The sequence below is a fragment of the Hyphomonas sp. J20-32 genome (assembly GCF_055808555.1).
Genome location: NZ_CM147873.1, coordinates 509,603 through 521,131, shown reverse-complemented (window position 1 = coordinate 521,131; position 11,529 = coordinate 509,603). Strand labels below are relative to the sequence as shown.

The following is an 11,529-nucleotide window of genomic DNA, read 5'->3' as shown; positions in this document are numbered from 1 at the left end:
GAAAAACGGCGGCCCCGTTGCCGGAACCGCCGCCGATATTTTTCGACTTGAGGGTTATATAGTCTCGTCAGGTGCTGATGTCGAGCGTTCAGTCCAGTATGACTGGAAACAAACGGAAAACGGCGGCCCTGTTGCCAGAGCCGCCGTTCATTTCGCCGGGTCAGGCGAAAACGGGATTAGAGAACCTTCAGGTCGACAGCCGAGGTCTTGCCCCGGCGCTCATCCTTGTAGAGCTCGTAGGAGATCGCCTGGTCTTCGGCCAGCGTGCGCAGGCCGGAGCGCTCAACGGCGGAAATATGCACGAACACATCGGTGCCGCCATCATCAGGTTTGATGAAGCCAAAGCCCTTCTGGTCGTTGAACCATTTCACTTTGCCTGTTGCCATTACTTGAATTCCTTCGCGTTTATCAAAAACGATCAGGCTCGGAGGTGAGTCTGATCCGCCTATCGAAACGGGTGGGAAGAAAGTCATAGCCGTCGGTCTGACGGGGTCTTGATATTCAGACCGACCGAATTCGATGGCGCCATGAAACACACAAGTGCGACATTTCGTCAAGTATTTGCAGGGCCGTGGCTAAGCGCGGAAGTCGAGCCAGACCGGCTCACAATCGCCGAGGCGCTTGGCTTCGTATCGGGTCGGCACGTGATCAATGGGCGGTATGCGCCAGTCATCGGCACGCTCTGCCTGCCAGGCAAAACCGCCATGAGCGAGAAAGCGCGCAAGGGCTTCGTCGGCATAGCTTGCGACATCGGTGGCGAAACGCACCCGGGCGCCCGGCGCAAGGATGCGGTGGAGTTCAGCGAGGAATTCGGGCTGGATCAGGCGTCGCTTCTGCTGTTTCTTCTTGGGCCACGGATCCGGAAACAGGATGAAGGCCTGATCGACGCCGTGGTCGGCCAGGCTGGCCATGAGGAGGCGCGCATCGTCCATCCAGAGCCTGACATTGGCGAGACCGTTCTCTTCAATACCGGTCAAAGCCTTCGCCATGCCTTCGATGAAGGGCTCGCAACCGATGAAACCGGTACCTGGTGCCCGCCGGGCCTGTTCAATGAGATGCTCGCCGCCGCCGAACCCGATCTCGAGGCAAACAGGCCCGGCATTCGCAAACAGGTCGCGCGGATCCAGCGTTCCGTCGGCCCCGACCGGGACAGTCAGGTCGGGAAGCAGGTCATCGACCAATGCCTGCTGTCGCGCCGACAGGGCACGGCCTCCCGTTCGCCCGAATGTGCGAATGGGACGTATCTGGGGGTCTGGCGTGCGGGATGTCATGGGGCCGCGTCTTGCCTCAGCCAGCGCGTGCAATCAATCCCGTTGTTTCGGTTCGAAGGCAGAGGCGGCCGCGCGGACGGCACCGAGAAGCGATTTGCGTAATGACAGGTCTTCGATTTTCTGGAACGCGGCGATCAGTTCCAGCGTTTCAGAATTCATGATCGGCGCGTGCGCCTCGCCATCTTCAGTGATCTGGGCGTTCTCGTGCTCAACGAAGCTTTCGGCACCCTCGTAAAAATACGTAATCGGAACACCGAGTACGGATGCAATCTCGAAAAGACGCCCAGCCGATACCCGATTGACGCCTTTTTCGTATTTCTGGACCTGCTGAAATGTCAGGTTCAGAAGCTCGCCAAGACGTTCCTGAGTCAGTTTAAGTTCGCGGCGGCGCCACCGTATTCTCTGACCGACGACACGGTCAATTCCGCTCGGTAGTTTGTTCTCTGACATATCCCACCCGGTGCAAGCTACGCTTGTATTCACAGGGCATGTTAACGCCGCCAGCTTGCGAAAGCTAGACCTGCGAACAAGCACAGGGTGATCCAGAACAGGACAATACCTATACGGTGCTGGTAAACTGTCTCCCCGGCGGGCACCGGCAATCGGCCGCGACCATAGGCTGCGTTCCACCCTTCGGGTGCATCTGCCGCTGGCGCGCCGCGCAAGACTTCGCGTCCGTATCCGTCCAGAATTGCAGACGCGCCACGGCTGGCAACGCGGGCCATTGGCAGGCCGGTCTCGATCGCGCGGTACCGGTTCTGGGCATAGTGCTGGGCTGGCCCCATGCCGCCGCCAAACCAGCCATCATTCGATATCACCACCAGCCAGTCTGCGCGGCCGTTGAGATTGGCGTCTCGCGGGATCGATGGGTAAAGCCCCTCATAGCAAATCATCGCGACAAAAGGCGGGACATTGTCCGCATAGATCACGGCCGGTCCGGGACCAGGCTTGAAACCGTCGGTCGCCATCTGCTGCATGGCTCCCGGCAGGATTCCGGATATGTACCGGCCGAAGGGAACGATTTCAGCGGCAGCCAGTTCGCCAAACGGCACCAGACGATGCTTGTCATATAGCGCGAGCGGTCCGGATCGCGCGGCGCTCTGGTCGAGAACCGTCAGGCTGTTGAAATACGCGCGCTGGTTGTCGTCTGTGTTCTCGTAGCGAGTCGTGCCGACTATCAGGGTGCGCGGCCCGAGATAGGCGTCGATAATGTCGATGGCGTTCGGATCCTGTAGCAGGTTGACCGGGATCGCGCCTTCCGGCCAGAGAATGATGTCGCCGGGCGCACCATCCTCGGTTGTCATCATCTTGATGTACTCTTTGAGGATCGCGTCCGGCCCGACCGTCCATTTCTCGTCTTGCGAAACGCCGGAATCCATCAATACGATCACCGTGTCGGACAGCGGCGAGGGTTCAGCAATGCGCTGCGCCCCCCAGGCCCAGCCGAGCGCGATGAGAATGCCGGATGCGAAGGTCGGCAACATCCGAACGGCCAATCCGCGGGCGTCGCGCGTGTCGACGAGTGCCGCAGGCGCGGACACGGCGAAGATGGTGAGCAACGTGAGCCAATAGACGCCACCGATCGAGGCAGCCTGGGACAGGGCGCCGCCGGGAATCCAAGTCGTTCCGGGCAGGTTCCATGGAAAGCCGCCGAACAGGTGACCGCGCACATATTCGGCGAGGGCGAAGAAGAGTGCAAAAACAAATACGCGTGATGGCGATGCCGACCAGAACGCACCGGCCATCGCGCCGGCCGCGCCCCAGATCAGTGCCATGCCTGCTGGCAGGAGGATGAGCGGCATCCAGAGGAAGATCGCGTATTTTTCCGGTTCGACCAGAAACGGCGAAGCCGTCCAGTGCATGCTGATCAGGAAGAAGCCGACGCCAAAGGCCCAGGTCCGCATGAAGATGGCCTTGCCCCATTTGCGGTGCCCCCGCGCGCCATCGAGCATCCAGACCAGACCGGTGAACGAGATCACGAGAACGGCGCTGAAGTGGAAGGGGGCAAAAGCGACCGCAGAGAAGGCGCCAAGCAGCAAGGCTGTGCCGGCTGCAGCCCAGCCTGTCAGGCGCGCGAACGCCTCGTGCAGGGGGCCAAGGGCGGTGAACCCGTGGCTGCGCACTCCGTCTGTCATGCTTTACTCCTGGGGTTGCGGCGCAGGGCCGGCCTCCGGTGTGCGCAGGCGCAGGCGACGAATGCGCCGCGCATCTGCGTCCATGATCTCGATTTCGACACCCGAGGGATGGCGCAGGACTTCGCCGCGGACGGGCACTTTGCCAGCCAGCGCGAACACGACGCCGCCAAGCGTGTCGATGTCTGTGTCCATGTCGGCAAGATCAAGATCAATTCCGGTTTCCTCCGCGAAATCGTCGATTTCGGTCCGTGCATCGGCTTCCCAGACGCGCTGGCTGCGACGCACGAACATGGGTTCCTCATCGTCGTGTTCGTCTTCGATGTCACCGACGATTTCTTCGACAAGGTCTTCCAGCGACACAAGACCGTCGGTGCCGCCATATTCGTCGACCACGAGGGCAAGATGTATGCGCGTTGTCTGCATCTTCACAAGCAGATCTGTCAGCTTCATCGAAGGCGGGACATAAAGCACCTCGCGGTGCAAACGCTCCAGGGGCTGCTTGGCGGCTTCACCACCTGTCGCCAGTTCCTTCACGACATCCTTGATGTGCACAAACCCGATCGGATCGTCGAGCGACTCGCGAAACACGGGCAGGCGCGAATGGGTCACCTCGGCGAAGAAATTCAGGAGCTCCGGAAACTCCATGCCGACTTCGACGGCCTTCACTTCAGCGCGAGCGACCATGACGTCTTCGACACGCAACTGCTCGAATTCCTCGATACGCAAGCGCATTTCGTGAGGGCTGACAGTGGGTTCGCCTGTGCCGGGTTCTGTCGGTTGTTCGGCGTTGCTGTCCTTGCGGCCGAAGCCGAGCATCTTGCGTAATCGCCCGCTCGGGGCAGGGTCTGAAGGGTCTGGGTCGCTCATGTCGTCGGTGCTTTAATCTGAATCATAGGGATTGGCTATGCCAAGAGCTGCCAGAGCGGAGATTTCCAGTGATTCCATGATCCCGGCTTCGTCAGGCTGCATATGGTCGTGGCCGAGCAGGTGAAGATAACCGTGCACCAGGAGGTGGGTGAGGTGGTCGGGAAGCGCTTTGTCCTGTTCGGCCGCGTCGCGCGCGCAAATGCCATAACCCACGGCGATATCTCCGAGCAGGGGGCGGTCCATTTCATGTGCCGGGAAGGACAGGACGTCGGTTGCCTTGTCGATGCCGCGGAAGTCCTTGTTGAGCTGCCTGAGCATTGCGTCATCGGTCAGCAGGAGTGAGACTGTTCCGTCCGCCGGCGCGACGCTGCGGCCGGCCTCGAAGGCCCGGCGGCTCAGGGCGTCGAGGTCTCCGAGGGCGGTCCAGCTGTCCGCTTCCACGATCAGGTCTACGTCGATCATGATCGTGATCAGCCCTCTCCGGCGGCGGCGTAGGCGTCGATGATGCGGCTGACGAGGCCGTGGCGGACGACGTCCGCGGCGGTCAGGTAGTGGGCGTGGACGCCATCGACACCTTCGAGGATTTTCAGCGCGTGCTTCATGCCGGACGGTTGGCTGCCTGGAAGATCGACCTGGCCGGGGTCACCGGTGACCACCATGCGGCTGTCGCGGCCAAGGCGCGTCAATACCATTTTCATTTGCGCGACGGTCGTGTTCTGCGCCTCGTCGACAATCACAAATGCGTTCTTGAGGGTGCGTCCGCGCATGAAGGCAAGCGGGGCGACCTCGATCTCGCCGCGCGCCATGCGGCGCTCCATCTGTTCCTGTCCCATCAGCTCGCGCAGGGAATCCCAGATCGGCAGCATGTAGGGATCGACCTTCTCTTCCAGCGTTCCGGGCAGGAAGCCGAGCTTCTCGCCCGCCTCGACGGCAGGCCGCGTCACGATCAGGCGCTGGCGCAGGCCGGAGGTCAGCTCAGCGACGCCGGCAGCGACCGCCAGGAAAGTCTTGCCTGTGCCCGCCGGGCCCACGCCAAAGACAAGGGCGTTGTCGGCATTGGCCAGCAGTTCGAGGTATTTCGACTGACCGCGTGTCTGCGGCTTGATCGGCTTTTTCAAGCCAGCCAGGCCACCGAAGGTCTGTGCCGGGGTCTGAGCGGCCTCGAAGGCGCCTTCGAGTTCCATCTCATTGGCTTCTGTTCCACTGCGGATGCGCCGTTCGAGTTCGGCAAGCGTGGCTTCGGCGATGGAAACGCCTTCGGGAGTGCCGACCAGAAGAATGCCGCCGCCCTGGCTTTCCGCGCGCAGGCCGAAATCGGCAAGCTTGGCTTCAAGCAACTGGAGGTGGCGATGATGCGGGCCGCACAGGTCCTGCAGCCGCTCGGCATTGCGGACTTCATAGATGCGACTGGTCGCGGGTTCGAGAGGTGCAGGTTTGCGGCGCTTGACGGTCACGCGGCTGCCCCGCGGGCCGAGACAAACTCGCCTGTGAGGGAATTGAGGCTGGACCCGATAATGCGGACGGATGCGATCTGGCCGATCAGGTCAGCGGGCCCATCAAAGTGAAGGGCCTGCTGGTAAGGTGAGCGGCCGTGCACCTGGCCGGGCAATCGACCCTTGCCGGTGACAAGGACTTCGAGAGTCTGGCCAATCTGGGAGGCGTTGAAGGCCATTTGCTGTTCGCGCAACAGGGCCTGCAGAGCCTGCAACCGGGCATCCTTCACGTCTTCCGGAACCTGGCCGAACATTTCAGCCGCAGGCGTGCCGGGACGCTGCGAATATTTGAACGAGTAGGCGATGGCAAATTCCGTCTGGCGCACCAGGTCCATCGTCGCCTCGAAATCGGCATCCGTTTCGCCGGGAAAGCCGACGATGAAATCGGATGCGAGGGCGATGCCGGGACGTGCCGCTTTCACTTTCGCGATGATGCCATGGAAGTCTGCCGCCGTGTGCCCGCGATTCATGGCCTTGAGGATACGGTCCGAGCCCGATTGGACCGGCAGGTGCAGGAAAGGCATCATTTCCGGTGTGTCGCCATGCGCTGCAATCAGGTCGTCATCCATGTCGCGCGGATGGCTGGTCGTATAGCGGATACGGTCGACACCGCCGATCTTTGCGATGTGACGGCAGAGCTGGCCGAGCGTCCAGTCCGGACCGCCCTCGATCGCTGGCGCAGCGCCGTGGAAGGCGTTGACGTTCTGGCCGAGGAGGGAAATCTCGCGCACGCCCTGGGCGGCCAGGCTGCGGGCTTCAACGACAATATCGTCGACACTGCGCGACAGCTCGGCGCCGCGCGTATAGGGCACGACGCAGAACGTGCAGAACTTGTCGCAACCTTCCTGAACCGAGAGGAAGGCCGTCGGGCCATCCGCGGCGCGCGCTTTGGGGAGCGCGTCGAATTTTTCCAGCGTATCGAACTCGGTCTCGAGCCGGTCGCCGACGGCGCGGCTGGCGCGGGCGATCATTTCCGGCAGTTTGTGATAGGCCTGCGGGCCCAGCACAAGGTCGACGGCGGGCTGGCGGCGGATCAGTTCCTCGCCTTCGGCCTGCGCGACGCAGCCGGCGACGGCGATGGTCATGCGCCCGCCGGATGCCTCTTTCATCCGCTTCAGCTGGCCAAGCTCGGAATAGACCTTTTCGGTCGCCTTTTCGCGGATGTGGCACGTATTGAGCACGACGAGATCAGCCTGCTCTGGCCCATCCACCGGCGCATAGCCGAGCGGTCGCAGCACGTCGCGCATGCGTTCGGAATCGTAGACGTTCATCTGGCAGCCATAGGTCTTGATAAACAGACCCTTGGGCGCGGTTACAGTATCGCGTGAATTCATCCGCGGGCTTATGCCTGAAAAGCGCCTGTCCTGCCAGAACCTTGTGCGGCGGCAGGTGATTGGCCCTCGGTGGCCCGGCCCGCCTGTGACAAAGCCTTCACACGCGGGCAAACCGGGCTAGTGTGCCGCCAAGTCAATTTGGAAGGAGGCCGGGGAGGCCCATGGAAAACTTTGTAAACCTTATCCAGAACATCAGCGGATTCATCTGGGGGGGCGCCTGGAACGGCGAATCCATCCTTCCGATGGGACCGTTGGCGTTCGTTCTGCTGGGAACCGGTCTGTTCTTGATGTTCCGTTTGGGCGGCCGGCCCCTGCGACGCTTTTTCCCGGCCCTGAAGGAAGTCTGGGACGGCCGGAAGGCGCAAGGCGAGGATGGTGCCATTACGCCCTGGCAGGCCTTGTCGACCGCGCTGTCAGGACAAGTGGGCACCGGTAACCTAGCCGGTGTTGCGACCGCCATCACGCTTGGCGGCGCCGGCGCGATCTTCTGGATGTGGGTGACGGCGATTTTCGGCATGGCGCTCGCGTTTTCGGAAAGCTCGCTGGCCGTCAAATACCGCGAGACCGATGAGTATGGCCGCATCAATGGCGGGCCGATGTATTACATCAAGAATGGCCTCGGCAAGAACTGGGGCTGGCTGGCCGTCATCTTCTGTATCGGCACGCTGTTCTCGGCGATGGCGACAGGCTCGATGATCCAGGCTAACTCCATCGCACAGACGGCGGTTGAGACCGCACGTTCGAATTTTGGCGTGTCGCTCCCGCCATGGTCCATCGGCCTCGTCCTGTCCGGACTGGTGTTTGCTGTCATTATTGGCGGTATCAAGTCGATCGGGTCGGTTGCCGGTAAGGTCGTCCCGGTCATGGCGGCAGCCTATGTGTTTGTCGCGCTGGTCGTGCTCATCATCAATGCCGCCGAAATTCCGCATGCTTTCGGGACAATCTTCGCATCGGCCTTCGGCCTGCAGGAAGCGGTTGGCGGCGCAGCCGGCTACACGATGGCTGCGGCGGTTCGTGCGGGGGTTGCCCGCGGCCTGTTCTCGAATGAGGCCGGTCAGGGTTCGGCCCCGATCGCTCACGCGGCGGCGCAGACCAAGAACCCGACCCAGCAGGGCGAAATCGCCATGATCGGCGTATTCATCGACACGGTTGTCATCTGCACGATGACGGCTCTGGTGATCCTGACGGTCTCGGGCGACTTCAAGCGGAGTCCGGCCCTGATTGCTGCAGAGCAATGTGTCGCCACCAATGCGGCAACGCTGCCGGATGGCACTACCATTGAAGACCTGTTCCCGTCGGCGTACCAGGATGGCCGGGATGCCATCGTAGCCGCACGCGGCGCCGAGGCGGCCGGGTTCCTTCAGGCCTGCCGCGATGGCGGCCTGAACCTCGCGATCGACCTGCCGCGTTCGGCAACCGAGGCCGATGAGGAAGCCTATTTTGCCAAGGCCCTCGCATCGGCGTCTGATCCGGCCGTGCTGAATGAGGTTCGCTATGTGTATGAAACGGACGCGGAATCGTCCGGCATAACGGCGCGGGCGTATGGCGCGGCCCTGCCTTATGGCGAATGGGTCGTCACGGTGGCGCTGTTCTTCTTTGCGTTCACCACGATTATCGGCTGGACGTATTATGGCGAACAGGCCGTCACCTATCTGATCGGCGAGTGGGCGACCCATCCGTTCCGGTACCTCTGGGTGGTCGTTGTCTTCGCGGGCACGCTCGTCACCAATACGGATGCGCTCTGGTTGCTGGGGGATATCGCCAATGCCTCGATGGCCTTCCCGAACCTGATCGCGCTGCTGGCGCTGTCCGGGATGGTGTATGCGATGCACAAGCGCAATGGCGATCCTGACGAGGGACACCCGGTGCATGACTATCGCGAAGAGTCCCGCCATCCTGAAAAGGAATAGGCGCTGACCTCTATCAGGAAGCCCCGTTCCCGCATTGCCGGGGGCGGGGCTTTTTTCGCCTGAACTCCCGCGAGAGGCGATTGGCGGGTTCCGTCAGGGACGAATTTCTGGCTTAATGGCTTGGTAACGTGTGGGGACACCGAGCATGAAACTGAAATTCGCTCTCAGCCTGATCACCAGCTTTATCTGCCTGTCCAGCGCCGCCTTCGCGCAGGCGCGGGTTGCCTTGGTGATCGGCAATTCCAATTATGGCCAGTCGGGTTGGGAATTGCCGAACCCGGTCAAGGATGCGGACCTGATCTCGGATACGCTGCAACAGATCGGATTCGACGTAGCCCTCGTCAAGGACGCGACCGAGGATGAAATGGAAGTCGCCTTCCAGGACTATGGCGCGCGCCTCACGGCGGCCGGCACGGATGCGATTGGCGTGTTCTACTATGCCGGGCACGGGGTCCAGTCGGAGGGCCTGAACTACCTGGTACCCATCGACGCAAATGCGCGGACCGAACAGGATCTCTGGCGACAGGCGCCCCGGCTGGGCGACGCGCTGCAATACATCAACAGTGCCGGCAATTCGGTAAACTTCGTGATCCTGGATGCCTGCCGAAACAATCCGTTGCCGAGCGCGACGCGCGACGTTTCAGGCGGTTTGGCGCCTGTCGGACGAGCGCGCGGATTGCTGATTTCCTATGCGACCGAGCCTGGTTTTACCGCCTTTGACGGCGAAAATGAGCACAGCCCGTTCACTGAAGCGCTGGCGGCGGTCCTGCCGGTGGACGGCCTGATCGCTGAACAGGTATTCAAGCGCGTGGCAGACCGCGTCAGCGCCGCCACGGACGGGGCCCAGACCCCATTCTACAATAGTGGCCTGACGGGGGAGGACATCTGCTTTGCCCGGTGCACGGCCGGCGGCGGTATTTCGAGCGCTGAGCAGACCGTGTTCGACCTGGCCGAGAGTCCGTGTGAATACGCTGCTTTCCTTGACCAGTATCCGGCGAGCCCCCTCGCCACGCTCGCGAGGACGCGGGCAGAAGGCTGTAATGGCGTTGCCGGCGGCGGCGGACGCGATGTGGCGGCCCTTTCGGAAGAGATAGACGGTGCGCCCGCCGAATCCGAGCCATGGATACCGACTGTGGTGGAGCCGGGCTCTGACATAAGCGCTTCGCTTTCCTGCATTGCCGACCACGCCAAGGCCGACATGTGCAAGCCGGACGACTGGAGCCAGGTCTACGAGAATTGCAAGACATACGAACACGCCTTGCTGGACGATGGCAGCCTGCTGCAGGAGGTCAGTGACGGCATGTGCACGGCGCAGGCCTGGCCGGCAGTGATGAAGCGCTACACGTGGGAAGCGCAGAACGAGGCAGCATTCCGGGAAAAATATGCGGCGCAGCCGAATGATTTCCGCTCGGCGATGACCTGCCTCGACGCTTATGCCCGCACGGACCGCTGCACCGACCGCCGCTGGAGTGAGGTTGCCGAGACCTGCCGCACCCAGGAGCACGAACGCCTGAATGATGGCGTGTTGCGGTCTGCGGTGAAGGCGGGCCAATGCTCTGCAAAGGGCTGGGGCACGCTGCAGATCCGGCTGGGCGCGGTCAGCGGGTATCTCGAGCAGAAATCTGTTGTGCCGTATGTGCAGGAGCAGATGAAGAGCAAGATGCCGGTGCAGCAGCAACAGGCTCCGGACCTTGGCGACCTGCTCAAGGACGAAAGTTACACAGAAAAACAGATCAAAAAGTATTAATTGCCCGGGACTGGAGCTGGATAGGCGGTGTCGGTGCTGCTCATGGCGCCTGGCGCCAGTGTGCGGGGCGTAACTACGCCTCGCTACGGGGCCTGATCAACAGCCATCACTACAGTTCGTATTGCCATGAGTGACGGCGCACGACCCGTCGCCTGTCAGTGATCGCGGGCGGGGGGCAACGAACGGAACGATGCGTACCGTTCTTGTGGCAGACCCATCCTTAACAATCGGGGTGTGGCGGGGGGCTTAAGGTGGATGCAGCGGTGTGGAAGAGGGGCGGCTTGGGGGGTGGCACGGGCCCGGCAGGACCAGTTTCCGGCCCCAGAAAGAGAAAAACCCCGGCCAAAAGGCCGGGGCGTTCCCACTCTACGCATCATGGAAGACCCGTCGATCTTACATGAAGCCTTTGAACTTGTCCTTGAAGCGCGACACGCGGCCACCGCGGTCGAGCAACTTGCCGTCGCCGCCAGTCCACGCCGGATGCGACTTGGAGTCAATATCCAGAACCAGCTTGTCGCCTTCGGCGCCATAGGTGGAACGGGTCTGGTACTCGGTGCCATCGGTCATCACCACAGTTATGAAGTGATAATCGGGATGCCCTTCTTTTTTCATAGCCTGGGCCTCTCTATGTAGCCTGGTGTAACGGGTTGAACTCGCACGAGGTGCGCTGGCATGTCTCAGCCATTTTTCGAAGCCCGGCGTGTAACTGAAACAGCAGCGTCCTGCAAGAGGGCGCTTGCATTGAATTGATGCGCGCGCGCAGAAAGACCTC

The 11,529-nt window shown here is 61.8% G+C and carries 11 protein-coding genes; 2 read left to right on the top strand and 9 right to left on the bottom strand.

Annotated elements, in window-relative coordinates:
• Positions 1–176: 176 nt before the first annotated feature.
• The 8 genes from AC0L7I_RS02485 to miaB all read right to left on the bottom strand — a co-directional run bounded on the left by AC0L7I_RS02485 (position 177) and on the right by miaB (position 7,100).
• The gene (locus AC0L7I_RS02485) at positions 177–386 is read right to left on the bottom strand and encodes a cold-shock protein (protein ID WP_473397956.1); all 210 of its coding nucleotides are present in this window, start codon (positions 384–386) and stop codon (positions 177–179) included.
• Between the two features lie 189 nt (positions 387–575).
• Complete coding sequence (gene trmB, locus AC0L7I_RS02480) at positions 576–1,271, bottom strand: tRNA (guanosine(46)-N7)-methyltransferase TrmB (RefSeq protein ID WP_473397955.1); 696 nt, start codon at positions 1,269–1,271, stop codon at positions 576–578.
• Positions 1,272–1,304: 33 nt separating this feature from the next.
• Positions 1,305–1,721, bottom strand: coding sequence for a helix-turn-helix domain-containing protein (locus AC0L7I_RS02475; RefSeq protein ID WP_473397954.1), 417 nt, complete (start codon positions 1,719–1,721; stop codon positions 1,305–1,307).
• A 41-nt stretch (positions 1,722–1,762) separates the two neighbouring features.
• Positions 1,763–3,406 carry an apolipoprotein N-acyltransferase gene (gene lnt, locus AC0L7I_RS02470; RefSeq protein ID WP_473397953.1) on the bottom strand — a complete coding sequence of 548 codons (1,644 nt, stop codon included), beginning with the start codon at positions 3,404–3,406 and terminating at the stop codon, positions 1,763–1,765.
• 3 nt (positions 3,407–3,409) lie between these two features.
• Positions 3,410–4,273 carry a transporter associated domain-containing protein gene (locus tag AC0L7I_RS02465; RefSeq protein WP_473397952.1) on the bottom strand — a complete coding sequence of 288 codons (864 nt, stop codon included), beginning with the start codon at positions 4,271–4,273 and terminating at the stop codon, positions 3,410–3,412.
• 12 nt (positions 4,274–4,285) lie between these two features.
• Positions 4,286–4,735 (bottom strand): rRNA maturation RNase YbeY, encoded by a 450-nt coding sequence (ybeY, locus tag AC0L7I_RS02460; RefSeq protein ID WP_473397951.1) that lies wholly within the window; start codon positions 4,733–4,735, stop codon positions 4,286–4,288.
• A gap of 8 nt (positions 4,736–4,743) precedes the next feature.
• A complete protein-coding gene (locus tag AC0L7I_RS02455; RefSeq protein WP_473397950.1) occupies positions 4,744–5,727 on the bottom strand; it encodes a PhoH family protein in 984 nt (327 codons plus the stop codon).
• A complete protein-coding gene (gene miaB / locus AC0L7I_RS02450; protein ID WP_473397949.1) occupies positions 5,724–7,100 on the bottom strand; it encodes a tRNA (N6-isopentenyl adenosine(37)-C2)-methylthiotransferase MiaB in 1,377 nt (458 codons plus the stop codon). Before miaB ends, AC0L7I_RS02455 begins: the two co-directional genes overlap by 4 nt.
• 161 nt (positions 7,101–7,261) lie before the next feature.
• Between miaB and AC0L7I_RS02445 the strand changes: the two genes are divergently transcribed.
• A complete protein-coding gene (locus tag AC0L7I_RS02445) occupies positions 7,262–9,010 on the top strand; it encodes an alanine/glycine:cation symporter family protein (protein ID WP_473397948.1) in 1,749 nt (582 codons plus the stop codon).
• Between the two features lie 145 nt (positions 9,011–9,155).
• Complete coding sequence (locus AC0L7I_RS02440; RefSeq protein ID WP_473397947.1) at positions 9,156–10,757, top strand: caspase family protein; 1,602 nt, start codon at positions 9,156–9,158, stop codon at positions 10,755–10,757.
• 393 nt (positions 10,758–11,150) lie between these two features.
• Here AC0L7I_RS02440 and rpmE read toward each other — a convergent pair whose 3' ends face one another.
• Entirely contained in the window at positions 11,151–11,369 is a 219-nt protein-coding gene (gene rpmE, locus AC0L7I_RS02435) for a 50S ribosomal protein L31 (RefSeq protein ID WP_473397946.1), read from the bottom strand.
• Positions 11,370–11,529 lie beyond the last annotated feature (160 nt).

Bases quoted from the DNA above. Each gene is read 5' to 3' on its own strand.
- AC0L7I_RS02485 (WP_473397956.1), bottom strand. From the start codon at position 386: ATGGCAACAGGCAAAGTGAAATGGTTCAACGACCAGAAGGGCTTTGGC.
- trmB (WP_473397955.1), bottom strand. From the start codon at position 1,271: ATGACATCCCGCACGCCAGACCCCCAGATACGTCCCATTCGCACATTC.
- AC0L7I_RS02475 (WP_473397954.1), bottom strand. From the start codon at position 1,721: ATGTCAGAGAACAAACTACCGAGCGGAATTGACCGTGTCGTCGGTCAG.
- lnt (WP_473397953.1), bottom strand. From the start codon at position 3,406: ATGACAGACGGAGTGCGCAGCCACGGGTTCACCGCCCTTGGCCCCCTG.
- AC0L7I_RS02465 (WP_473397952.1), bottom strand. From the start codon at position 4,273: ATGAGCGACCCAGACCCTTCAGACCCTGCCCCGAGCGGGCGATTACGC.
- ybeY (WP_473397951.1), bottom strand. From the start codon at position 4,735: ATGATCGACGTAGACCTGATCGTGGAAGCGGACAGCTGGACCGCCCTC.
- miaB (WP_473397949.1), bottom strand. From the start codon at position 7,100: ATGAATTCACGCGATACTGTAACCGCGCCCAAGGGTCTGTTTATCAAG.
- AC0L7I_RS02445 (WP_473397948.1), top strand. From the start codon at position 7,262: ATGGAAAACTTTGTAAACCTTATCCAGAACATCAGCGGATTCATCTGG.
- AC0L7I_RS02440 (WP_473397947.1), top strand. From the start codon at position 9,156: ATGAAACTGAAATTCGCTCTCAGCCTGATCACCAGCTTTATCTGCCTG.
- rpmE (WP_473397946.1), bottom strand. From the start codon at position 11,369: ATGAAAAAAGAAGGGCATCCCGATTATCACTTCATAACTGTGGTGATG.